Origin of the sequence: Actinomadura barringtoniae (assembly GCF_017573505.1) — a bacterium.
GTDB classification, from domain to species: Bacteria; Actinomycetota; Actinomycetes; order Streptosporangiales; family Streptosporangiaceae; genus Spirillospora; species Spirillospora barringtoniae.
Window position 1 is genome coordinate 272,569 of the sequence record NZ_JAGEOJ010000001.1, and the last position, 24,735, is coordinate 297,303.

Genomic DNA, 24,735 nt, shown 5'->3' on the forward strand with positions numbered 1-24,735 from the left:
TTAGATCGATTCATTAACGCGTGCGCAGGGTATTTGCGACCATTGAACGGTCTCTCGCCGACGCACGGGGTGATTTCTTGCTGTTCGAGAACGGGTTCCTCAATCCCGAGAACCTGACCGACCAGCGGGCGATCGCCGTGCTGTACGCGGCGACCGACCGGGCGTCCAGCCAGGTGCGGCCCAGCGACCTGCTCCATGCGGCGATCGCCCACGGCGACCCGGGCATCAGGTCCGTCCTCGGCCGCGCGCTGGCCGAGGGCGCCTACCTGCAGGATCTTCAGGACAGCATCGAGGCGTACAACCCGGGCGGCGGCTCGGGCGATGTGTTCACCGGTGACCGGCACAGCTTCACCACCGACGCCCTGCGCGCGTTCGACGCCCTCTGCTCCGAGCCGGAGATCGCCGAGGGCGAGGAGACCGCCCGCGTCGTCGGCCTGGAGCTGCTCGTCGCCTGCGTTCTGGAGCACCTGGACGCGCAGGACCGCAGGTTCCTCACGATCCTGGACGCCGGGCGGGCCGCGGAGGCGCTGCGCGAGCAGGTCCGCATCACCGTCGAGCCGCTCCCCCCGCTCGTCGACGAGGCGTCGGGGCGGATGCGGTCGGAGGAGTTCACCGAGGCGGCCTGGGCGGCCCTCGAACAGGCCGGTGAGCAGGCCGCCGAGCTCGGCTACGATCGCATCCTGCCGCCGCACCTGCTGCTGGCGCTGCTCGCCGAGACCGAGGGCGCCACCGAGCACCTGATCCGCTTGCAGATCCCACCGCACGTCGGCCCGGCCAAGGTCGCCGACCTGCTGGCCGACGCGTTCCGGATCGGCCAGCGGCGCGACTCGGCCGCGCTCCCGCCGCACCGCGACGTGATCGGCGAGCCGCTCGCCGACCTGCTGCGCCGCGCCCAGCGCAGCGCGGCCATCTGGGGCAGCGAACGGATCGACGCGCCCCACCTGCTGGACGCGCTGCTCGACGAGCCGCCGGCGCGGCTCGCCTCGGTGCTGAGCGGCCCGCCGCTCGGGCTCGACCTGGACCGGATGCGCGGCCATCTGGAGGAGGTGCTGCGCGAGTCGGGCGGTTCGACGCCGCGCGAGGCCGCCTTCCGGCTGCCGGCCGGGATGCCGCCGAACGAGGACCTCACCTGGATCGCCCGCACCGAGGGGATCCCGGCCGCGCTGCACGTGGACCATTACTTCGAGCCGCTCAGCATGGCCCTGCACCGAACCACCGCCCGCAACGTGATGATCACCGGGCTGCCCGGGGTCGGCACCACCGCGCTGCTGCGCGAGCTCGCGCGCCGGGCGGCGGCGGGCGAGATCCCGTTCCTGCGGCGCAAGCGCTTCCTGCGGATCGACTGCGGCGACATCGCGCCCGGCGACAGCGGCGCCGTCCTGGACGAGCTCATCACGCACGTCGCCGGGCGCACCGACCTGGTGGTCTGCGCCGACGGGCTGGCCTCGCTGCTGCGCGGCGAGTCGGGCGGCGACCACCGGCTGGCGCTGCGCAGCGCGTTGAAGCAGCGGCGCATCCACCTGATCGGGGTGCTGTCCGGGCACGAGTTCGACGACCTCATCGGCTCCGACCGCGAGCTGCTGGAGCTCACCTCGCGCGTCGACATGACCGAGCCCGGTCTGGAGTCCGCGCGCGACATGGCCGCGCAGGCCGCCGCCGCGCTGTCGGACGAGTACGGGGTGACGGTCGAGGACGGCGCGGTGGACGGCGCGGTCGCCCTGTCCGCCGACTTCGTGCTGAACGAGCGGCTGCCGTCCAAGGCCATCCGGGTGCTGCGGCGCGCCTGCGAGGACCTGCACTACCGCCGCACCCAGACCGGCAGCGCGCAGGAGACCGTCTCCCCCGCCGACATCGTCGCGGTCGTCGCGGAGATCTCCGGGGTGCCCGCCGAGCAGATCTCGGGCGCGGGCGGCGCGCGGATCGACTTCGAGGAAGCGCTCGGCGAGTCGGTAGTCGGCCAGGAGGACGCGATCCGGGTGGTCGCGTCCGAGCTGCGCAAGATCAAGGCGGGCCTGACCGGCGTCGGCGGGCGCCCGGCGTCGGTGATGTTCTTCGCCGGGCTGACCGGCGTCGGCAAGACCGAGCTGGCCAAGACGGTCGCGCGCTTCTACTCGGCGTCCAAGCGCCTGCAGACCTACCCGATGGAGAACTTCGCCGAGCCGCACAGCGTCTCGGGCATCATCGGCTCGCCGCCCGGCTACCACGGCCACGACACCGGCGGCCGCCTCATCAACGACCTGAACGCCGACCCGTACTGCGTCTTCCTGCTGGACGAGGGCGAGAAGGCGCACCCCGAGGTCTGGCGGCCGTTCCTCAACCTGTTCGACGAGGGCTGGATCGCCGACCAGCGCGGGGTGAAGGCGTTCGGCGACCGCGCGATCTTCATCATCACCTCCAACGCCGGGCACCAGACCATCGCGAGCATGACCAGGGACGGGCGCCCGGCCAAGGAGATCTCCAAGGCCGTACGCGAGGACCTGCTGAAGGCCCGCCATCCGCGTTCGGGTCAGGCGGTCTTCCCGCCCGAGTTCCTCGGCCGCCTCAACCAGATCGTCGTCTTCCGCCCACTGGACGGCGACGCCATGGCGGGCATCTGCCGCAAGCTCCTCGACGACCAGGTGCGGTTCTGGCGCGAACGGCGCGGCAAGGAACTGGTGATCTCCGACGCGCTCGCCGACCACATCGCCCACCAGAGCCATCACCGCAACGAGGTGTCCGGCTGGACGATGGGCGGCCGTGCCGCGCGCGAGGTCATGTCGGAGATGGTCGAGGCGCCGCTCACGCTGTCCAACGACGTGCGGCAGGAGGACTTCCAGCGCTGCACCCGCATCGAGATGTCCTTCATGCCGCAGGGCGATCCACCCGTCAGGATCACCTACGTCGACGACAACGAGCCGCCGCCCGATACAGCGCCCGATGCCGCGGGCGAAGGCACGGGCGAAGGCGTGCGCGAAACTGCGGGCGAGGACGCGGGCCGAGTCGCGGGCGAAGGCGTGGGCCCGCTCGCGAACGCGGGCACGGGCGCGCTCGATACGGCGGACGAGACTGCGGGTGCGCTTGACCGCGCGGGCGAAGGCGCGGGTGACGGCTCCGGCGAAGGAGACGGACCGTGAGCCGCGGGGCGGACGGGCCGGACTCCGTCGACCTGCGCAGGTTCGAGGGCCGGGTGCTCGACGGCCGGTTCGAGCTGCGCGACCTGATCGACCAGGGCGCGTTCGGCGCCGTCTTCCGCGCCGAGCAGCGGCTGCTCGGCGTCCCGGTCCGGCGGGTCGCGGTGAAGCTGTCGCGGCGCGGCGGCATGACGACCGAGACGGCCCGCGACCAGTTCGCCGACGCGCTGCTGCTGGCCGGGGCCATGCACGAGATGATCGACTCCGAGGCGCGCGCCCATCTGGTCCCGGTGTACGACGCGGGCCTGGCCATGGAGGCGGGCGGCCGCGCCTACCTGGCGATGGAGTTCGTCGAGGGCCGCACGCTGGGGTCGGAGTTCGCGTCCTTCAAGTCCGGTGTGCCCGCCGAGCTGCTGCTGCGCTGGGCGCGGGAGATCTGCGTCGCGCTGCGCGGGCTGCACGCGCTCGTTCCGCCGCTGCTGCACCGCGACCTCAAGCCCGACAACGTGCTGGTCGGCAAGTACGACCGCAGCGTGCGCGTGGTCGACTTCGGCCTGGCGGCCCGGCTGGTCGAGCGCGGCTACCTGCCCGGCGTCGCCGGAACGCTCGCCTACATGGCGCCCGAGACCTCCCAGGGCGACAGCAACCCGGCGTCCGACCTGTACTCGGTGGGCCTGCTGCTGTACGAGGGCCTCACCGGGCGGCATCCGTTCGACCATCTCGTGCCGCCCGCCGACCTGCCCGACGCCCTGCACGGCGACTGGCTCTACAAGGCCAAGCTCGCCTGCATGATCCCGCCGCCGTCCACGGTGAACAACACCGTCACCCCCGAGCTCGACGACCTGGTCCTGAAGTGCCTGAAGCCCCGGCCGTTCGACCGCTTCCGTTCGGCGGCCGAGCTGATCCAGGCGATGGACGGCGCGGGCGTCCGGCAGGATCGGCCGACGACGACGGCGACACCGGCGCGAACGCCATCGCCGACGTCATCGCCGGGTCCCTCCGCTCCCAGGACTCCCGGCAGTCCGGCCGAAGAAGTCCAGCAGCTTCAGGAACGCGCGAGCGTGCACGCCGCGTCCAATGAACATGACCTCGCCGCCAAGCGCCTCCATGAGGCGTGGAACCTGGTCGAGAAGCACCCCACCGCCCTCCGCAGCCGCCAGGAACGCGCCGACCTCGCCGCCGGCGCCGCCGAGGCCTACCAGCGCGCCGGCAATCATTTCCAGGCTGCGCGCTTCCGCCGCGTCCGCGACCAGACGCTGAACGGGGGCCACTCGTGAGTGAGCGGAGCGAGCGCTCCGGGGAGCGTGGGGGGTCGTCCCCCCTCGGGGAGCACAGATGAGCGCGTTCGGGGACGCCAGGCGTTCCCGCCGCCTCCGCAAGGCACTGAAGTCGGCCGCCGAACGCACCGATCCGGCCGAGGCCCTCGAACTGCTCCGCAAGGCGCGCGCCGACCTGATCGGCAGCCCGCCCGACCCGGACGCCGAGCCGCCGAACGTCTCGGGCGAGCTCCTGACCGGCCTCGTCGAGGGCAGCCTGGAGCAGCGCTTCTACGGCCTGCTCGCCGAGGCGGACTTCACCGAGCTCGAGCTCGTCGCCGGCCACTCCACGCGCGCGGAGGAAGGCAGGGCCGTCCCGGCCGACGCCTGGCGCCCGCTCATCGCGGCGCGCGACGCCCGTGGCGAACGCGCCGCCGCGTGCGCGCTGCTCACCCGGCTCTACCCGATTCTGGACCCCGCCGACCCGGGCGGCGCCGACGTGGCCGTGGCCCTGGCGCGCCGCCGTACGGTGCCCGACGGCCCGAACGCCCCGGCCGACGAGCTGTGGGTCTACGCCGAGGCGCTCGGACGCAGCCGGGTCGCGCTGCCCGAGATCGCCGCGCTCGTCGAGAGCGTGCTGCGGGTCGGCTTCGGCACCGACAAGGAGCGCATCGCGCAGGCGGGCTGGCTCGCGCAGGAGCTGGCGCGCCGCAACGTCGTGTTCCCCCGGCGCGACACCGTCCTCGGGCTGGCCCATCTGGTCGTCCAGAACGCCATCGACGCCGCGGTCACCGCGCTCACCCGCGCGCACCAGGCCGACCCGCGCGACGAGACCGCGTTCGCCGCGCTGATGGCCGCGCTCCTGCGCCGCGGCGAGCAGCTGCGGGTCGTCACGCTGATGAACGAGCCCGGACGGCCCGCGTCCCGGCGCATCGACGAGCTGAGCGAGCTCAGCCGCACGCTCGGCTGGCTCGACGACCCCTCGGCCGCCGGTCCCGTGCCCGCCGACAGCACCCGCCTGAGCCGGCTGACCATCGGCGAGGAGGCGGGCGGCTGGCTCCCGTACGCGATCGGGCGGCTGCGGCTGCTGGAGGGCGACACCCGCCAGGCCGCCGCGGCGCTCGGGCCGCTCGCCGAGACCACCGGGACCGACCCGGTCACCTGGCAGTGGGGCTACCACGCGGCGTGGGCGTGGCTGCTGCTCGGCGACCGCGAGGCCGTCGCGCACTGCTTCTCGCGGGTGTACGGCGGGCCGGGCGGCTGGACGGTCGCCTGCCTGCTCCGCGACGCCGACCCCGACCGCGACCTCGGCGGCCAGGTCGTCCGCACGATCGAGACGGCGCCGCCCGCCTTCGCCGCGATCGCGGCCACCCGGATCGGCCTGGCCGACGGCCGTCGCGAGCCCGGCGAGCCCCCGTGGCAGCCCGGCTCGGGCAGCCTGCCCGAAGACCTCGAAGCGCTGCGGACGCTGATGGGCCTGCGCGCCGCGCGCCGCGACGGGCGGCTGGCCGAGACCGTGCGGACGCCGCTGTTCCGGCGCCTGCCCGCGCAGGAACGGCTGATGTGGACGGGCCTGTCGCTCATGCAGACCGAGCCCGAACGCGGCCGGGAACTGCTGGAGGCAGCGGCGCGCGACCACGGCTACGGCCGGGCCGCCCTCGTTCTGGCCGCTCTGGACGCAGAGCAGGGACGCTACGGAACGACGATGCACCTGCTCGACAGCCAGGCCATTCCGTTCGGCGCCCCCGGACCGGCCAGCCCGACGGGACTCGCCGGGCCGAAGCCGCAACTGCTCATCGCGTGGGCGCGGGCGCGCGGCGGCCGTGAACGCGAGGCCGTCGAGATCCTGGAGGGGCTCGCGGCCGAGGGCAAGCGCGCGGCCGGGTTTCTGCTCGGCCCGCTGCGCATGCGCGAGGCGCTCGCGCTGCGGGCGGCCGGTCAGCCCGCCGAGGCGACCAGGCTGGCCGAACGGGCGGCGCAGCAGCTCGACGACGCGGTCGACGCCGTTCCCCAGCGGTTCCGGCGGGACGCCCTGTTCATGATGGAGGGCGCCGCCGCGTTCGCGGGCAAGCGGGTGGAGCCGCGCTCGGCGTTCCTGCCCTCGCTGGGCGACCATCCGTGGGTGGTCTGGGTGCTGGCCATGTCGGCGGTCACCAGCGATCCCGTGCACGCCGACGTCGGCCTCTACGAGCTGCCGCTGAACGTCCTCGACAAGGTCGGGCGTCCTCCCGCCGAGGTGGTGACCGCGTTCGCCGAGGTCCTCGCGACCGCGTGCGTCAGCGCGCAGGAGGCCGACCGCGCCGCGACCCTCACCGACCTGCTCGGCCGACTGGCCGGGCCGCAGGGCCATGGTCACGACATGCCCGAGGTCCGCGCCGCGTACGAGCTGGCGATCGCCGCGCGCCTGCGGCGCGCGCCCGACGACGGGATCGCGATCGCGCTGCCCGAGGTGCCGAGCAGCACGCACCTGGCCCTGGCGACCTCCCTGCACGCACTGCGCAGGGGCGACCCGGCCGAGGCGTCCCGGCTGCTGCGCCAGGCCCCGGTCGCCGACGACGCCGAACGCCGCATGTGCGCCGCCGTCGCCGACGCGCTCGAAGGCAACGCGGTGGAGGAGGTTCCGGACGGCCTGCCGCCCGAACTGACGCACGCCCTGGAGATCGCGCAGGCCGCGAGCCTGGTGGAGACCGACCCGGAGCGCTGCGTGCAGCTGGTCTCGGCCGCGCTGGTGTCCCCGGACGCCGCCGTGCCGGTCGCCGCACTGGTCGACCTGGACCGCGTGCTCCCCATGCTCTGCGCCGTTCCGGCCCGGGACCGCGACCGGTCCGCGGCGCCCTCGCCGCTCGTCGACATCGTCACGCGGCTGGCCGACTCCCCCGACGCCTCGTTCTCGCCGCTCACACTGGCCCGCTGCGCGACCGCCGTCGGCGCGTTCGCGACCGCCGAACGGCTGTGGTGGCGCGCGCTCGGCGACGGCGACGGCGTCCCCGAGCAGGCGCGCGGGGAGTTCGCGCGGCTGCTGTGCCACCGCGCCCAGCTGGCCCGCACCGAGGGCGACCGGCGTTCCGCCGCCGTGCTGCTCCGGCGGGCCGCGCACGTCGCCGGGGGCGGCCTGCTGGAGAACGCGCCGCCGCTCGAACCGGGGATGGAGGAGAGCGCGTGAGATCCGGACCGTCCCACTCCGACCTGACCGAGCTGGCCGACGCCCTCGAACTGGAGATGTGCGTCGAACGGCTCCTCGCGCTGCTGTTCCCCGGCGAGCCCGACCGGCTCGAACGCCCCGGCCGCTACGCCGCGCTGGAGAAGGCCGTCTCCGCCGGCGACGACCTGCGCACGGCGCTGCTGAACGGCGATGACGCCGCGGCGACCAGGGAATGGCAGCGGGTCCTCGCGCAGGGCGCCAAGGACGTTCAGCTGCACCACACGCTCGCCGTCCTCTACCGGGAACGGGCCCTCACCCAGCGCGCCGACGCCGAGTACCTGGACGTCGCCACGGTCCTGTGGATCCTGCTGCTGGCCGACCCCCAGTTCCGGGGGGCCGCGCCCGAGATGGACGGCACCCGGACCGCCCTGGTCAGGGAGCTGATCGACCTGCACGTCACCCAGGGCTCGCAGGCGCTGGCCTCCGGCCGTCCCGAGGCGGCCCGCCTCCGGATGCGGTGCCTGGAGGCCTGCCGGTCGGGCCGCGAGGCCATGGTCGACCTGCTGGCCGGCTACAAGATCCCCTATGGCCACCCGGCGGAGAAGGGCAGGCTAGAGGAGATCGCGACCCTGGTCACGGCCGCCGTGGACGGCTGGTGCACCGAGGTGATCGAGGCCGCCGAACGGCTGACCCGCGACCCCGAGCGCATCGCCAAGCTCCCCAAGAACGTGGCGATGGACTACGGCGCGGGCATCGAACGCCTGGCGCCGTTCATCGCGCTCGGCGTGCAGTTCCCCAAGGCGCTGTCGCTCGGGCTGCGCTGGCACAACGACTGGTGCTCGAAGCTGGAGACGGGCACCGACCGCGACCAGCTCAAGAAGGTGGTGGCCTCGGCCCGCGCGTTCGCCGACGAGCTGACGCCGCTGTGCACCAAGGACGACCCGAAGAGCATCGAGAACCAGGCGATCTCCAAGTACTTCGCGCACCTCGCGCGAAGCTCCGACGAGACCGGCGACCGGATCCGGAACTGCGAGATCGCCCTGGAATGGAACCCGGGCAACTCCAGCGCGACGATCATCCTCGTCGAGAACTACATCGAGCTCGCGCAGGCGAGCGACGACAAGGGCAACTTCTCCGAGGCCCTGAAGTACGCGCGCAAGGCCCAGGAGCTGAAGCCCGACATCGTCGGCGTGGACGACTTCGTTCGGGCGATGGAACGGATGGCCCTGGACGAGGGGACCACCAGGGGCATCCGCAAGGCCGTCGAACTGCTGAAGGCCGACTCCTTCGACGACTCGATCGCCGTGCTGCAGGGCCTGGTCCCCAAGGCTCCCGAGCTCGTGGAGGAAGTCCGCTTCCTGCAGATGCAGGCCTTCCTCGGACGCGGCATCACCAAGGCGAACGAGATCATCGCCTCCGCCAACAACTACGCGACCGCCGCCTTCATGCGGGCGACCGCCTCGGAGCTGGACGCCCCGATCCACGACCTGGAGACGGCCCAGGCGATGGCGACCGAGGCCAAGGACCGCAACCACATCTCCGAGCAGCTCACCGCGATCAGAGACGCACGGCACCGGCTCCGCAACATGTGACCCGGCACGACCAGCAAGCATCAGAAGCAGCGCCAGAAGAACCAAGAAGAAGACGGGTGGACGGTGAAGAAGGACGTACGGCCGAATCCCTTCCACGTGCTCGGGCTCCCCGCCGACGCGGACCGGGAGAGCATCGTCGAGCGCGGCCAGGAGCTGTCGGACCTCGCCGAGACCGACGCGGACCGGGACCTGTACCAGTGGGCCGTGGGCGAGCTCGTCCACGACGCGTCCGCGCGGCGGATGCACGAGCTGCTGGAGGCCCCGGGCGCCGACTACCGCGACGAGCGGTGGGCCAGGTTCGGGCGGCGCTACCGGCGCAACCCCGCCGACCTGCGGGCGCTGCGCGAGGACGGCACGCTGCGCGCCGCCGACTTCGACCTGAGCGCGGTCATCGGCGTACTGCTGGACTGGTCGCTGGACCCGCCGACGGTGAACTCCGTGGCGGCCGTCCAGGGCGTCCCCGTCTCACCCGAGCTCGGCGATCCCCCGCTGGAGGTGGCCGATGTCCTCTTCGGCTGAAAGTGATGGAGTGCCCGAGACGCCGTACGGGTGGGACGCGTTCAGCGAACGTGACGCGCCCGACGAGATCGAGCTGCGGTCCCCGGCCATGGAGCTGGCGCAGGTGCTCCAGCTCCAGCAGTCGGCGCTGAACGCCGAGCGCGGCCGTTCGCGTACGGCGGTGGACGAGGCGCTGGCCGTCGCGTTCGACCAGGCCGAGCTCGTCGCCAAGCTGGGCTTCTCACTGGCCGACCGGAAGGTCGCGCTGGAGGAGGCCGGGCTCGCCAAGGTCCACGACGAGCTGCGCATCTGGAAGGACGCGATGCTGGACGCGCTGCGCCGCGGCGGCGTCACCGTCGAGGACCCGACCGGCCGGCCGCACGCCGAGGTCGCCGACCGGATCGAGGTGAGCGACTGGGACCACGACGCGCGCTTCACCGCCGAGGTCGTGGCGCGCACCGAGGGACCGATCGTGCTGCACAACGGGGCGGTGGTCCGCCCCGGACGAGTGATCATGGGCGCGCCGGCGCCCGCCGACCAGGACGCCGACCAGAATCGGGAAGAGCGGGAGAAGGCATGACACAGGTCGTCAGCAAGGCGGTCGGCATCGACCTCGGCACCACCAACAGCGCGGTCGCGGTGATGGACCCGGCCGACACCGACATCGTGATCCACCGGGACAAGGACACCAAGGCGCGAACCACGCCGAGCTGCGTCTGGCGCGCGACCGCGGACGGCGAGCTGGTGGTCGGGCGCAAGGCCCGCAACCGGCTGGGCCACAAGCCGGAGCCGATCACCTCGGTCAAGCGCCTCATGGGACAGCGCGAGACCGTGGACCTGGCGGGCGCGCCGATGTCGCCCGAGGAGGTCTCGGCCGCGATCCTCGCCGAGATGAAGCGGCAGATCGAGGAGGACGTGGCGGCCTTCGACTCGCCCGACACCACCTACAAGGTCGACCGCGCCATCGTCACGGTGCCCGCCTACTTCGACCAGCCGCAGATCGACGCGACCCGGCGGGCCGCCGAGATGGCCGGGCTGGAGTGCCTGGAGCTGCTGCACGAGCCCACCGCCGCCGCCTCGTACCACTGCTGGCGGACCGGCACCCGCGACGGCGTCTTCCTGGTCTACGACCTGGGCGGCGGAACGTTCGACGTCAGCGTGGTGCGCTGCACGGCCGGGGTGTACGACGTGCTCGGCATCAGCGGCAACAACCAGCTCGGCGGCGACGACATCGACGCCGACTTCGCCCGCCACCTCATGAAGATGCTGCGGGCGCAGGGCGCGGCGCTGGACCTGAACCCGGCCGAGAACCCGGCGGACCGGATGCTGTTCAACGAGATCAAGGGACTCGCCGAGACCGTCAAGATCGGGCTGTCGAGCTCGCCCGAGTACATGTGGCGCGACGGCGGCCGGGTCCAGGACCAGGCGGGCGAGCCGATCCGCATCGAGGCCGAGATCGAGCGGTCCGAGCTGGACGCCGTCGTGCGGCCGCTGGTCGAGCGGACCCTGTCGTACTGCCACGAGGCTCTGGAGGCGGCCGGGAAGAAGGGCATCACGCTCGCCGACGTCGACGAGGTGATCCTGGCGGGCGGCTCCACGCACATCCCGCTCGTCCAGGAGATGGTGAAGGCCGAGCTGTGCGCGGGCGCCAAGTGCGACGAGCCGGTCTACCAGCAGGTGGACACGGTGGTCGCGATGGGCGCCGCGATCCGCGCGGCCGTGTCGGGCGGCCTCGCCGTGCAGGACGAGCGCGAGAGCGTGCGCGTCTCGTTCCGCGGTACGAGCGCGAGCGGGCGCTCCACCGCGCACGTCGGCGGAACGGTCGAGGCGATCGACGGCGGCGTCGACCTCGCGGGCGCCTACGTGCGGCTCACCACCCCGGACGGGTCCGACGAGGAGATCGACCTCGGCTCCGGCGGCACTTTCTCCTTCACCGGCATCCCGCTGGAGCCGGGCGTGGAGACGATGCTCGACTTCGAGGTGTTCGACGCGAGCGGTCAGCTGCTGGCGACCGCCGGTCGCTCGGTCACCCACAGCAGCGAGGCGGCGAGCCGGCTGCCCGGCCCGAGCAACACCGCGGTCTGCCCGAAGCCGATCCTGCTGGAGGTCTCCCAGGGCGGCGAGACCCGCCGCCGGACGCTGATCGCCGAGCTGCAGGAGCTGCCGACCAGCGCCGAGTTCGTCTTCAGCCACCCCGGCGACACCGAGCTGCTGCTCCTGCCGATCTACCAGAAGAGCCGCAACATCCAGGTGATCCGCGTGAACGTGGACTCCTCGACGCCGCGCGGCACGCCCATCCACCTGGACGTCCAGATGGACAAGTTCTCGCTGCTGACGGCCCGGGGCACGATCGGCGAGCAGACCTTCGAGTTCGAGGTGGAGGCGCCGCCGGACCGGGAGCTGCCGACGGGTCAGGAGGTGACCGAGCTGACCGGGCGGTTCACCGAGGCCGCCGCCTATCTGCCGGCGGGCCGCCGCTCCCCGATCCAGATCAAGTTCGAGGTGGCGCGCGAGGCGTTCGAGCGCAAGCAGGCCGACGGCGACGTCAAGGGCGCGGTGCACGAGTTCGAGCAGATGGAGGAGCTGGCCGCCTCGATCGAACGGAACGCGACGCCGCTCCAGCCGCCCAAGCCCGACTTCGACCAGATCGTCGAGGACTGCAACCAGATCAACGAGGCGCTGCGCGGCGCCGAGGGCGGGCACGACCCGCAGGAGCTGGCCCGGTCGATCGAGGCGCAGCGAGTGCAGGGCGAGAAGGCGTTCCGCGAGGGCGACCAGTCGGCCTATTCCGAGGCCATCCAGCACCTCATGAGCTACCGCGACCACCTGATCGACAAGCTGCGCAGCGGTCCCGCCCCCGACATCACCCCCGAGCAGGCCGCGTACGCCACGGTCCAGGTCGCGCAGGAGGAGGCCGACACCGTACGGCAGCTCGCCGTCGCCGAGGGCCGCGACGACCTGCGCGTCCAGGTGGACACGATCAGGCGGGAGCTCGACGAGCTCGGGCAGCAGGCGTTCGATGATCCCCGCCGCGTGCTGCAGCGCGGCCAGGCCGCGCGCCAGGAGCTGGAGCGGATCAAGCACCTGGTGCGGGCGCCCGTCGGCGGCGGCGGCAAGCTGGTCGACGACCACTCGCAGCGCCGGGACCGCCGATGATCAGGTGCCCGATGCCGCGCTGCCGCGAGGACAACCCGTTCGACGCCGACGACTGCGCCCGGTGCGGGGTGCCGCTGCGCGGCTTCGCGCGGCTGTCGGCCTACCCGGCGTACCTGTTCAACCGGGGGCTCGCGGCCGCCAGGGAGGACCGGCTCGCCGAGGCACGCGGCTACTTCGCCGCGGTGGTGCACTGGTGCCCGACCGACAACGAGGCGCGCAACGCGCTGGCGCTCGCCGAGCACCGTCTCGGGAACGCCGACGAGGCGCGTCGCAACTGGGAGGCGGTGCGGGCGCGCAGGGCCGGCGACCGCCTCTCCGGTCTCGGGCTCAGTCTGGCGAGCCCGGATCCCGGTCCTGGTCCGGGTGCTGGTCCGGGCGCTGATCCCGATCCTGATCCCGGCCCCGGCCCCGGCCCCGGTCCTGATCCGGGTCCGCCGGCCGATCGTCCTGCTCCAGATCCCGGATGAGCTGATCGGGGTCCACCCCGAGCTGCTCCAGCAGCCCGCGAGCCGCGGCTTCCTTGTCGGTGAGGAGGCCGCGGAGGATGGCGGCCTCGCCGACCGGCTCGCCGGGCCGTTCGGCCTGCGCCTGCTCGATCGAGCCGAGGGAACGGCGGGAGAAGTCGCGGCGGCGCGGGCTCGGCGAGAACAGGACGTGCGCCGCGCGCCGCCCGGCCTCGCCCTGCGCCTCCAGCGCCTGCCGCAGCACCCGGCTGTCGGCGAGCGCGAAACCCTGCAGCAGCGTGTGGGAGCCGATGACGCTCCGCTTGGCGGCGGCCAGCAGCAGCGCGGCGCCGACGGCCTTGGCGGCACGCTCGTCCAGCAGGCCCGAGCGCAGCCTGCCGTCGCCGTTGAACGAGTCGCCCCCGCCGCCCGGCGGCGTGGGCTTCTTCGCGGCCAGGGATGACGAGGCCGACGACTGCGACGTGGCCGACGACTGCGACGAGGACGGCGCCGGTGGCGGGTCGGCCGCCAGGTCGGGCGTGAAGAGCCGGCGCGGCGTGATCCCGAAGGCGTCCAGCAGCTGCGACGCGCTGCCACCGCCGGTCTCGGCGAACGCCGTCGCGATGTCGTGCGGGGTGACCGCGGAACGGCCGTCCGTCGAGGCGTTGTCCTCGGCCTGGTGGAGCACGCTGCGGACGGTGTCCGACAGCTGCACGTCGCCGCTCATCGCCGGGTGGGGCGTGCCGTTCAGGCCGTTCTCCGCCGCGCCCGGCGTCTCGGCCACGAACGTGTGCATCAGCTCGGTGAGGATCGACAGCCGCTCGGAACCGATCGCCCGGCGCAGGGTGTCCTGCAGCTCGGGCGCCGTGACCAGGCCGAAGAGCAGGTCCATGGAGATCGCCACGCCGCGCGGCTCGGCGACCGTCGCGACCCGGCGCATCATCTCGGTCGCGGCCGGCGAGTAGGGGCCCTCCGGGGCGTCCGTCCCGGGCGCGGGCGTGACCGGCCCGCCGGTGATGTGCACGCCGGGGTCGCCGAAGAGCAGGAACGACGCCCACGCGCCGTCCGGCTCGTTCAGCAGCGACAGGCGCGCGTTGCGCACCGCCGAACCGGCCGTCTGGTCGTCCAGCAACCGCAGGTAGAACTCCTCGGCGAACTGCCGGGCGCTGGCCTCGGCCACCTCGGCGCGCGTGCCGACGACCACCTTGGCGCCCATCCGCATGAACGACACGCACAGGTTGGCGATCGGTCCCGCCGAACGACAGCCGTTGATGAACACGACCGGCGGGGCGCCGACCTTGGCGGCGGTCCGCAGCGCCGTCTCGTTCAGCAGCCGGCGCTGGTGGAGCATCAGGCCGCTGTCGGCCGGCCTGTTGAGGATCGAGACGTGCCCGCAGTAGTGCAGCAGGTCGTACGGGGTGGAGCTCAGCCTGGCGACGACGTCGACCAGCGTGGCGTCCTCCCCGATCAGCAGCGTGCACTCGGTGCCGCGCGCGGTCAGCCACTCGGCGACGTGCTCGGCCTCGCTGCGCGCGGCGGCCAGGTCGCCGAGCGGGTCACCGACGATCAGCGCGCGCTCCATCCGCCCGACCTCGCGGCCGGACAGGAACGCGCCGCGCACGACCGAGCCCTGGCCGAGGTCGTGGGAGAGCCCGAGGAATTCGGTCCCGTCGTGCAGTAGCTCCCAGGGGACCTGCATCTCGTTGGTCCGCACCAGCAGGGGGCTGCTTGTCTGCCGCATCTGCGCGACGAGCTCGGGCTCGTCGTTGCCGTGCGTCGGCTGGAACAGATGGTCGTAGAGCGTCTGCCCGTAACCGGCGAGCTCGCCCCACAGATCGCCGGGGCCGCCCTGCAGCGCACCCTTCAGCGACTTGTTGATCTTCCCGCACAGGTCGCGGACGAGGGACTGGTTGACCTCGACCAGGTACTCCTGCTCCATCGCGGGACGCACGACTCCGACGGAGGTGCGCAGCTCGTAGGAGTAGCGGGTGGTGCCGTCGTTCTCGTTGACGGTCACGCTCAGCATCGTGACCGGCTCGGTCCCGGTCACGCCCGGTCCCCTCCGTCGTAGCGCTCGATCAGCGCGCCGATCATGTCCAGTTCCTGAGAGGTGGGCGGGTCGGCGATCACCACGGTGACGTCGCCGATCCGCAGCGAGATGGTCGGGGCCTCGTCCGCCGCCGCCCTGCGGTGCAGGAAGTCCTGCACGACCTGGATGACGGCGGCGATCGTGCCCACGGTCGAGACCAGCAGGCCGATGATCTCCATGTCGGCCGCCCGATGGTCGCTCGGCGGCTGGGCGACGTCGACGTCGTCGACCTCGCTCACCACCCGGGCGTCGCGGAGCGCGGCGCTCAGCTCGCTGCGAAGCCGCACGCCCCGCCGATGGTCGCCGGCCTCGTCCAGCCTGAGTTCGAATTCCAGGACCGACGTCATGAAAGGGCTTCCTCCAGGGGGCGCAGGGGGCGCGCTGCGAACCGACCGCGGCACCCACTGTGCCACCTGGCGCCGGAGGGATCGATGGGATTGCGCGATGCGATCCACTCGATCCCTCCGGGCCGGGTCAACGCGCTGTCAACGACGCCGGCCGCGCGAGGGCCGATCGGGCTCCGCCGACCGCGACGCCTTCGCCGCGCCGCCCGTGCCGGCGCTCTTGGCGGCGCTCGTACTACCGCTCGTACTACCGCTCGTGCCCGTGCTCTTGCCCGGACTCGTGCGGCCGCTCGTGCCCGTGCTCGTGCCGGCGCTCGTGCCGGGGTTGCCTTCCGTCTCGTTCCGGGCTCGCCCGCCGCGCTTGGCCGGGGTGGCGCCGGAACGGCTCGACGGCCGCGCGGGGGCGTCCGGGTCCGCGCCGGGCTCCGTGGCCGTCGCACCGGCGGTCACGCTGGGCGTCGCCGCGGCGACGGCGTCGCCCAGGCCCGACTCCTCCAGGTAGGCCTGGCCGCGCGGTGTGATGTCCCAGGAGTTCTGCCTCCACTGCTTGCGCTTCCATACGAGCCCGGCCGCCAGCAGCCGCCTGCCCACCCTGCTGACCTCTGTCTCGTCGGCGCCGAGCTTGCCCGCCAGATCCTTGTTGCACAGGTCGCGCTCGCGGGCGACCTCGACGAGGAAGCGCGCGGCGTAGCTGCTCGGCTGGAGCGTCAGTTGCATGCCCGACGGCAGGCGCCGCAGCGCCCAGTGGACGACGTCGATGAGCCCGAGTATCCGGCCGCGCCGTTCGCGCGCCTCGCCCTCGGACGCCGGAACGTCCAGGTAGTGGGTGCGGTGCAGCCACTGGAGGCCGTCCTTGACCTCGACCAGGGCATCCTCGTCGGCACTCAGCGAGGCGTCGGTGATGAGCATCCCGAGGGCGCTGAACTGGCCGTCGGAGATGTGCTTGTCATCCCCCATGGCCTCGATGAGCTTGCGTGCCTGCTCGCGCAGGCTGCCACCCGCCCGCCGCCCGCGGTAGTGGGTCGCCTTGAGTACGTCCTCCACGCCACTCACCCTCTGAACTCTCGGCTTAGGGACCGGATGTACTCAGCGTGCGCCGATGCCAAGTGAATGTCAAGTGAGCGAATCCGGCGGATTCGTGAAAGTGTTCTCCCTGATCATGACCGGACCCGCCAACAGTTCACGTATCGGCAACACCGCACGGTCGCTGTGCGTCACATGACACTGAACGCCCGGTCGGACGAGAGTTACCATCGGTCCACGGGCCGTGACCCCGCAGGCCACCACCAACCCCCCTGTCGCCCCCCGGATGAGCCACATGACGGAATCGCTGACGGCGCCCGCCGTCACGCCCTATCCGGCCGACCCGGCCGACCTGTTCGTAACGCTCTATGACGAGTTGCCCGAGTCGGTGTTCCGCAGCTGGGACATCATGGACTGGTTCGACGACCAGGACGTGAAGCAGCTCTCCCACCTGATCTCCGAAGCGGTCCTGGACTACGGCGAGCTCGCCCCCGAGGACGTCGGGCGGATCGTCGAGGACCAGGGCGACCGCGGCCGCTTCACCATCCTGCTCGGGCTCGACGAGGCGCTCTGGTACGTCAACCCGTACGCCGGCGGCTCGATGACCGAGGCGTTCAGCCCCCTCTACGAGCTGGCCGTCCGCTACCAGAAGACCTTCCGCTACAACACGACGGAGACGCCGGGCGCGCTGCTGCCGGGCTGCGCCTTCCCGTGCCGTCCGATCGCCAAGCGCGAGAAGGACGAGTTCTTCAGCCTGCGTCGCATGACGCCCGAGCACATGAAGATCGTCAAGCACCGGGTCCTGCCGCCGGTCGAGGACGCCTACTTCAGCCCGGAACGACCCGTCAAGGTCGGCTGCGCGCCGCTGCTGGAGACCTACGACGACGTCGCGTTCACGTTCGGGCGGCGCGGCGGCGTGGCGACCTACAAGCTGGGCCCCGCCGCCTCCCCCGCCCTCTACAACCGCATCAAGCGCGTCCTGTGGAACCTCGACGAGTCGGGCGCGCAGATCGCCGTGATGCCCGAGGCCACGCTGAACGACGAGATCCTCGACTACTGGCGGCACGCCGCGTTCGACACCGCCGAGCGCAGGCGCGACACCAGCCCGCTGCGCTACCTGCTGTTCGGCACCGGCCCGCTGGGCGACGGCGACCCGCCGCCCAACCGCGCCGTCCTCATCGACCGCTGGACCGGCAAGGACGTGCTCGTCCAGGACAAGATCCTCGGCTTCGCCCTCTCCGATCACCATCTGAAGAACTGGCGGATCCCCCGGCCGCCCAAGAAGGGTCCCGTCGAGGAGTACACCGAGCGCGGCGCCGTCATCGGGAGCGTCGACACCGGGCTCGGCCGCCTGTCCATCCTGATCTGCGAGGACTTCAGCAGGCCTGGCAAGTGGGAGGAGAACCTGCGCGCCGCCGGGGTGTCGCACCTGCTCGTGCCGATCTTCTCCAAGCCGATCTACCGGTACCGCTGGGAACGCGACGCCGCCGAACACCGGCTGACCGCGCTCGGCAGCTGGGTGGTCGTCTCCAACAGCCTGGTCGTCGGCCATCACCGCACGCCCGACAAGAGCGAGGGCGAGCCGTACACCTGCCTGGTCGCCGGGCCGCACGAGGACGACGTGCTCCGCGAGACCTACGACATCAAGCTCCAGTTCGGGTCGGCGGCGACCGGCGACGAGCTGGGCATGGTCACGGTGGAGAAGGACGACGGCACGACCACGCGCGAGCTGCCGTACGTCATGCCCGCCGTCGTCCGCCAGGAGTGGTACCGCCGCAGCCACCCCGAGTGAGCCGCGCTTCTAAGCCTCGGGCTACTCGGGCGGCTAGACCTCGGGCTACTCGGGCGGCTAAGCCTCGGGCTACTCGGGCGGCTAAGCCTCGGGCTGCCCGGGCGGCTCGTTCGCCGGGCCGTCCTCGACGGTGAACTCGACCGGGCTGGCGACCGTGGCGACCGGCGTGATGACGGCCGGACGTCCGGTCGTCGCCCCGGGCGGAACGGTGACGGTGAGCTCGGTGTCGGTGACGTCGGTCGCGGGCGCGTCGACCGTGCCGAAGCGCACCACGGTCGCCGACCCGAGGCCGAGGCCGCGCACGGTGAGCAGGGCGCCGACCGGGCCCGACACCGGCTCCAGCGCGCGCACCTGCGGCGGCAGCGCCTGGTCGCGGCCCGCCTTGGCCGGGGTCAGCAGCGTCTCGAAGACCGCGCGCAGCTTCTCGGCGGTCTCCTGGGAGAACAGGCCGACCAGCGCCGCGATCGCCGTCACGCCGTACGGGTTGATGTCGGAACCGCCCGTCGGCGAGGTCAGCCCGCCGCGCAGCACCATGTAGACGACCAGGCCGAGCGCGGCGCCGATGAAGGGCAGGATCAGGTACATCATCAGCCAGCTGCGCCGCAGCGTCCGGTTGCCGACGTACCAGTAGAGCGAGCGCAGGGCGTGCACCGTCCCGCCGAGCCCGCCCGCCGCCAGCACGATGATGAACAGGCCCGTCTCGCGCGAGACGCGCGGCGTCCAGCCGAACAGGTGCAGGTCCTTGCCGGTCGGCGGCGACTCGCCGGACTTCACCGGGCTGGGCGGCCACGCCTGGACCAGCATGAAGACCAGCACCACCGCGAGCAGGACCAGCGGCACCGCCACCGCGATCATGTGCCGGGCACGCGCATAGTCCGATCCCACGGGCTCCACGCCATTGGCCGCCATGTCATCCCTTCCAGCGGGTTTGTCCGACAAGGGTTATCGATCCCGAGGTGGTCCGCGTTTCACTGATCACACAAACCCGTCAGACGCCAAACTTTCCGTCAAGACGTTGCAAATTGGCGAACACTTCATGAAGGGGTCTCCTCAGCGATCGCCGTCGCCCCTAACGTCCCGACTCATGCGCCGAACAGCAGCAGCACTAGCGACCGTCCTGGCCGCCGGCCTCGTCACCACGGCCGGCGTCCACGCGGCCCTGGCGGAACCCGCGGCCAACCCGTGCGACACTCCCGCCGACCACCAGATCGCCGAGGTCCAGGGGGCCGGCGACGCCACTCCCCTCAGCGGGCAGACCGTGCGGGTCGAGGGCGTCGTGACCGGGGACTTCCAGGCGTCCGACCAGCTCAAGGGCTTCTTCCTGCAGGACCCGACGCCGGACGGTGACCCGAAGACCTCCGACGGGCTGTTCGTCTACTCGACCAAGGACGTGAAGGTCGGCGACCGCGTTCTGGCGACCGGCAAGGCCACCGAGTACAACGGCCTCACCGAGCTCTCCCCGGTCAGCGCCGCGGACGTGTGCGGGACCGGCAAGGTGGCGCCCGCGAAGCTGTCGGTGCCGCCGCGCAAGGGCGCGAACCTGGAGTCGTACGAGGGCGTGCTCACCCGCTTCTCGCAGAAGCTGACCGCGACCGAGACCTACAACCTCGGCCGCTACGGCGAGGTGTCGCTGTCGTCGAAGGGGCGGCTGTTCCAGCCGACCGACGACCACGGCTCGACGCAGGCCGGCAACGACGCCCGCAGGCTGCTGCTGGACGACGGCTCGACCGTCCAGGACCCGAAGAACGTCCCGTACACCAGCCCGAACGTGCTGCGCATCGGCGACACCACCACCAACCTCACCGGCGTGCTGAGCTACGGCTTCGGCACCTACCGGCTGGAGCCGACCCAGGCCGTGCACTTCGCGCGGACCAACCCGCCGCCCGCGCACCCCGACAACGTGCGCGGCGACGTCAAGGTCGCGAGCTTCAACACCCTCAACTGGTTCACCACGCTGAACAAGCGCGGCGCCGACTCCGAGGAGGAGAAGGGGCGCCAGCTCGCCAAGCTGGTCGCCAGCCTCAAGGGCCTGAACGCCGACGCGTTCGGCCTCATGGAGGTCGAGAACAACGGTGACACCGGCGCGCTCAAGACGCTGGTCGACAAGCTGAACGAGGCCGTCGGCGCGGGCACCTACACCTACGTCACCAACCCCAACCCGGGCACCGACGAGATCCACGTCGGGATCATCTACAAGCCGGCCAGGCTCACCCCGGTCGGCCAGCCGCACTCCTCCTCCGCCCAGGTCTTCGAGCGCCCGCCGCTCGTGCAGGCCTTCAAGCGCGCGAACGGTGGCGGCGACACGTTCACGATGATCGTCAACCACTTCAAGTCGAAGGGCTGCACCGGCGCCACGGGCCCCGACAAGGACCAGGGCGACGGGCAGAGCTGCTTCAACGCGCGCCGCGTCAGCCAGGCCAAGGCGATCGCCGAGCTGGCCGCCGGCGAGAAGAACCCGCTGGTGCTCGGCGACCTCAACGCCTACACCGCCGAGGACCCGATCAAGACGCTCACCGGCAGCGGCCTGGTCGGCCAGACCGAGCGCTTCGTGAAGCCCGCGCAGCGCTACAGCTACGTCTTCGACGGCCAGTCCGGCGAGCTCGACCACGTGCTCGCGGGCAAGGCCCTGTCCAACAAGATCACCGGCGCGACGATCTGGCACATCAACAGCGACGAGCCGACGCTCCTGGACTACAACACCGAGTACAACCAGCCGCAGTTCTACAAGCCCGACCAGTTCCGTTCCTCGGACCACGACCCGGTCCTGATCGGCCTCAGCCTGCGCTGATGCTCGCGCTCCAGCCGCGCTGAGCCGATCCTCCCGAGTCCCGCACCGTTCCCCTCGCGGTGCGGGACTCGTGCTTTCCAAGGTCGTGCGGCGCTTTCCAAGGTCGTGCGGCGCTTTTCAAGGTCGACTCGAACTCTGTCCGGAATCGCCACATCTCAGTGATGTGTAGCCGGGAACGGGAGGCGTTCTCCCGGCAGGACGGGGTTCAGAGATGTCAGTGGCGGTTCTCCGCGCGAACGATCCGGACCGGGTGGGCGAGTACGAGCTCACCGGGCGGCTCGGTGAGGGCGGCCAGGGCACGGTCTTCCTGGGCAGGCACCTGCGCACGGGGCAGCAGGTGGCCATCAAGCTGCTGCACGCCGAACTGACCGGCGACGACCGGGCGCAGTCCCGTTTCGTCCGTGAGGTCGGCGTCGCGCAGCGGGTCGCGCCGTTCTGCACGGCGCAGATCCTCGAGGTCGGGGTGCACGAGGACCGCCCGTTCATCGTGAGCGAGTACGTGCCCGGCCCGTCGCTGCACCGGCAGGTGGTCGAGAACGGGCCGCTGACCGGCGGAGCGCTGCAGCGGGTCGCGGTCGGGATCGCGACCGCGCTGGTGGCGATCCACGAGGCGGGCGTCGTGCACCGCGACCTGAAGCCCGCGAACGTGCTGCTCGGCCCGGCCGGCGCGCGCGTCATCGACTTCGGGATCTCGCGGGCGCTGGACGCGACCACGCACACCGGCGGGCTCGCCGGGACCCCCGTCTACATGGCACCCGAGCAGGCGCGCGGCGAGCAGCCCGAGCCGCCGATGGACATCTTCGCCTGGGGCGCGACGATCGTGTTCGCGGCGACCGGGGCGCCGCCGTTCGGGTCGGACACGCTGCCGGCGGTGATCAACCGGATCATGAACGGCGAGCCGGACCTCGGCGCGCTGGAGGGCCCGCTCCGCGACGTCGCCGCCGTCTGCCTCAGCAAGGACGCGGCGCGGCGGCCGCACGCGAGCGAGGTGCTGATGTCGCTGCTCGGCGGACGGCCGGTGGCCGCGCCCGCGAGCCCGTCCGCCACGGCGTCCGGCGCGTACCCGAGCTCGGCGTCGGGCGCCTACCCGGCCGCGACGCACGCCGCGGCCCCGGCGCCGCAGCCGATCCCGGAGCCGTTCGAACGCGAGGAGGTCATGTCCGGCATCCTCGAGGCGGGCCGTGACCTTGCCGCGGCGCGCACTCCGGACGGAACGATCCCGCCGGCCCCGCGCACACTGCCGCCCGCCGCGCCCGAGCCCCGGCCTTCGGTGTACGAGCGCGCACAGCATCACTACGCGGCTCCTCCGGCGCCCGCAGGCCCGGCACCCGCGCCTGCGCCTGCGCCCGCGCCCGCCTATTTTGAGCAGCCGCAGCAGCAGCCGTACCCCCAGCAACCGCAGCCTCAGGCTCAGCCGTACGAGCCGCAGGCTCAGCCGTACGAGCCGCAGGCTCAGCCGCATGCGATGCACGAGTACGCGCCGCCGCCCGTCGACGCGGGACGGATCACGATCGACCCGGCCCGTACCCAGCCGCCGCATCAGCACCGGCGCGGGCGCGGACGGGCGGTCGCGTGGGCGGTGAGTGCGGCGGCGCTGGCGGCCCTGCTGACCGGGCTCGTGGTCCTCGTTCCGAACATGCACTGGCGTTCGGGCAACGGCACGACGACGGGCAACGACACCACGCCGACCGCGACGACCGGCACGCAGTCGACCGCCGGGGACGGCTCGACCGGTGGGGACGACACCTCCGGCGACACCGCGACGCCCACGCCGACGCAGACCCACGGCAACTCGGGCGGATACGTGGAGCCGACGCACACGCCGACCTACCGGCCGACGCCTACTCATTCCTGGACGCCGACCCCCACGCCGACGCCCACCGACACCTGGACGCCCACGCCGACCCCGACGCCGACCGACACCGGCAGCGGAAGCGGGAGTGGGAGTGGGAGTGGCAGCGGGAGCGACGGCAGCGGTGGCGGCTACGGCGGCTGATATGAGAAATAGGAAGCCGCGACACTGTCATTCGGTCCTGTACGGGGCGTATGATCCACATCACTTTTCAGTGATTGAGGTCACACATGAGCGACGTCGCCGCCCCCGTCCCCGCTCCCTTTCCGCCGCCCCCCGCCGCCAAGCGCGCGTTCGGGATCGGTCCGGACGGCACCTACACCACGTTCGGACAGGTCCTGGCCTTCGTCTTCGGCCTGTACTCCATGATCGTCTTCGTGCCGATGGTCTTCCTGGGCGCGATCCTCTACGACCGTTCCGAGGCGCACTTCCCGCAGAACCCCAAGCGCGCCCGCGCGATGGTCAGATGGTCCTGGCTGAGCCTCACGGTGTTCTCGACGCTCTGCGGCGCGCTCATCTGGGGCGCCGTCATCGCCTCACAGAAGTGAAGCCCAGCTCCTAGACACGAGGCCCCCGGGAAGAGACGACGGTAAAGCCGGGTTGGGAACGTTCATGAGCGTTCCCTTCTCGGTTCTCGATCTCGCCCCCGTCGTGAGCGGTTCCACGTCCGGCCAGGCCCTGCGCAACACCCTGGACCTGGCCCGGCATGCCGAACGGCTCGGTTTCCACCGCTATTGGCTGGCCGAGCATCACGCGATGCCGGGCATCGCCAGCTCGGCGACGGCCGTGCTGATCGGCCAGGTCGCGGCGGCCACGGAACGGCTGCGGGTCGGGTCCGGCGGGATCATGCTCCCCAACCACGCGCCGATGGTCGTGGCGGAGCAGTTCGGGACCCTGGAGGCGCTCTACCCCGGGCGGATCGACCTCGGGCTGGGCCGCGCGCCCGGCACCGACCAGGCGACCGCCCTCGCGCTGCGCCGTTCCCCCGAGGCCCTGTCGGTGGACGACTTCCCCGAGCAGGTCCACGAGCTGCGCGCCTACTTCGACAAGCAGAGCAAGGTCACCCCGGCCGCCGGCAACGAGCCGCCGGTGTGGCTGCTCGGCTCCAGCGGCTACAGCGCCCGCCTGGCGGGGCTGCTGGGTCTGCCGTTCGCGTTCGCCCACCACTTCAGCGCCGAGAACACGCTGCCCGCGCTGGCCCTCTACCGCGAGTCGTTCCGCCCCTCGCCCGCGCTGGAACGCCCGTACGCGCTGATCGCCGTCTCGGTCACCGCCGCCGAATCCGACGAGCGGGCGCAGGAGCTGGCCCGCCCGCAGGCGCTGTCGTTCCTCCGCCTCCGGCAGGGGCGTCCCGGCCTGCTGCCCACCCCGGAGGAGGCCGCGTCGCACCCGTACAGCCCGATCGAGCAGGAGATCATCCAGTCGCGGATCGGCTCGCAGGTCGTCGGCGGCCCGGACACCGTGCGGCGGCAGATGGACGCGCTGCTCGCCGACACCAAGGCCGACGAGGTGATGGTCACGACGATGGTCTACGACCACGCCGACCGGCTGCGCTCCTACGACCTGCTCGCCGAGCTCTACGACCTGAGCCCCGAGCCCGCCCTCTCCTGATGGCCTGACGGCACGCCCTGACGGCCTAGCGCGGTCTGA

General features: G+C 72.2%; 16 protein-coding genes. 12 read left to right on the forward strand and 4 right to left on the reverse strand.

The genetic code is table 11. The features are described from left to right. The first annotated feature begins 77 nt into the window (after positions 1-77). The 7 genes from J4573_RS55085 (at position 78) to J4573_RS01240 (ending at position 12,754) form a co-directional block, all read left to right on the forward strand. Positions 78-3,113, forward strand: a complete 3,036-nt coding sequence (locus J4573_RS55085; protein ID WP_208253304.1) for an AAA family ATPase — start codon at positions 78-80, stop codon at positions 3,111-3,113. Beyond that, on the forward strand, positions 3,110-4,387 hold the full coding sequence (locus J4573_RS01215; RefSeq protein ID WP_208253305.1) for a serine/threonine-protein kinase: 1,278 nt from the start codon (positions 3,110-3,112) through the stop codon (positions 4,385-4,387). The genes J4573_RS55085 and J4573_RS01215 overlap by 4 nt, the downstream gene beginning before the upstream one ends. Positions 4,388-4,445: 58 nt before the next feature. Beyond that, entirely contained in the window at positions 4,446-7,529 is a 3,084-nt protein-coding gene (locus tag J4573_RS01220) for an amino acid adenylation domain-containing protein (protein ID WP_208253306.1), read from the forward strand. Then, positions 7,526-9,100 (forward strand): hypothetical protein, encoded by a 1,575-nt coding sequence (locus J4573_RS01225; protein ID WP_208253307.1) that lies wholly within the window; start codon positions 7,526-7,528, stop codon positions 9,098-9,100. The genes J4573_RS01220 and J4573_RS01225 overlap by 4 nt, the downstream gene beginning before the upstream one ends. 63 nt (positions 9,101-9,163) lie before the next feature. Continuing rightward, positions 9,164-9,619: a hypothetical protein gene (locus tag J4573_RS01230; protein ID WP_208253308.1), complete on the forward strand. Its 456-nt coding sequence runs from the start codon at positions 9,164-9,166 to the stop codon at positions 9,617-9,619. A 10-nt stretch (positions 9,620-9,629) separates the two neighbouring features. Further along, a complete protein-coding gene (locus J4573_RS01235; RefSeq protein WP_208253309.1) occupies positions 9,630-10,178 on the forward strand; it encodes a hypothetical protein in 549 nt (182 codons plus the stop codon). Continuing rightward, positions 10,175-12,754: an Hsp70 family protein gene (locus tag J4573_RS01240; RefSeq protein ID WP_208253310.1), complete on the forward strand. Its 2,580-nt coding sequence runs from the start codon at positions 10,175-10,177 to the stop codon at positions 12,752-12,754. The genes J4573_RS01235 and J4573_RS01240 overlap by 4 nt, the downstream gene beginning before the upstream one ends. A gap of 327 nt (positions 12,755-13,081) precedes the next feature. Here the strand turns inward: J4573_RS01240 and J4573_RS55875 are convergent, their stop codons facing one another. From J4573_RS55875 to J4573_RS01255, 3 genes are all read right to left on the reverse strand, one after another. Next, positions 13,082-15,247: a CHAT domain-containing protein gene (locus J4573_RS55875; protein ID WP_208253311.1), complete on the reverse strand. Its 2,166-nt coding sequence runs from the start codon at positions 15,245-15,247 to the stop codon at positions 13,082-13,084. Further along, entirely contained in the window at positions 15,244-15,633 is a 390-nt protein-coding gene (locus J4573_RS01250) for a hypothetical protein (protein WP_208253312.1), read from the reverse strand. The genes J4573_RS55875 and J4573_RS01250 overlap by 4 nt, the downstream gene beginning before the upstream one ends. Positions 15,634-15,771: 138 nt before the next feature. Continuing rightward, on the reverse strand, positions 15,772-16,674 hold the full coding sequence (locus J4573_RS01255) for a MarR family winged helix-turn-helix transcriptional regulator (RefSeq protein WP_208253313.1): 903 nt from the start codon (positions 16,672-16,674) through the stop codon (positions 15,772-15,774). A 274-nt stretch (positions 16,675-16,948) separates the two neighbouring features. Here J4573_RS01255 and J4573_RS01260 point away from each other — a divergent pair, with 274 nt between their 5' ends. Beyond that, positions 16,949-18,445, forward strand: a complete 1,497-nt coding sequence (locus J4573_RS01260) for a hypothetical protein (protein ID WP_208253314.1) — start codon at positions 16,949-16,951, stop codon at positions 18,443-18,445. 81 nt (positions 18,446-18,526) lie between these two features. Here J4573_RS01260 and J4573_RS55880 read toward each other — a convergent pair whose 3' ends face one another. After that, entirely contained in the window at positions 18,527-19,330 is an 804-nt protein-coding gene (locus J4573_RS55880) for an IPT/TIG domain-containing protein (RefSeq protein WP_208253315.1), read from the reverse strand. 199 nt (positions 19,331-19,529) lie between these two features. On the opposite strand from J4573_RS55880, the gene J4573_RS01270 reads away from it, so the two are divergent. From J4573_RS01270 to J4573_RS01285, 4 genes are all read left to right on the forward strand, one after another. Continuing rightward, positions 19,530-21,233, forward strand: coding sequence for an ExeM/NucH family extracellular endonuclease (locus tag J4573_RS01270; RefSeq protein ID WP_208253316.1), 1,704 nt, complete (start codon positions 19,530-19,532; stop codon positions 21,231-21,233). A 211-nt stretch (positions 21,234-21,444) separates the two neighbouring features. After that, the gene (locus J4573_RS01275) at positions 21,445-23,229 is read left to right on the forward strand and encodes a serine/threonine-protein kinase (RefSeq protein ID WP_208253317.1); all 1,785 of its coding nucleotides are present in this window, start codon (positions 21,445-21,447) and stop codon (positions 23,227-23,229) included. An 86-nt stretch (positions 23,230-23,315) separates the two neighbouring features. Next, positions 23,316-23,633, forward strand: coding sequence for a hypothetical protein (locus tag J4573_RS01280; RefSeq protein WP_208253318.1), 318 nt, complete (start codon positions 23,316-23,318; stop codon positions 23,631-23,633). A gap of 64 nt (positions 23,634-23,697) precedes the next feature. Continuing rightward, a complete protein-coding gene (locus tag J4573_RS01285; RefSeq protein ID WP_208253319.1) occupies positions 23,698-24,696 on the forward strand; it encodes an LLM class flavin-dependent oxidoreductase in 999 nt (332 codons plus the stop codon). Positions 24,697-24,735: the final 39 nt, after the last annotated feature.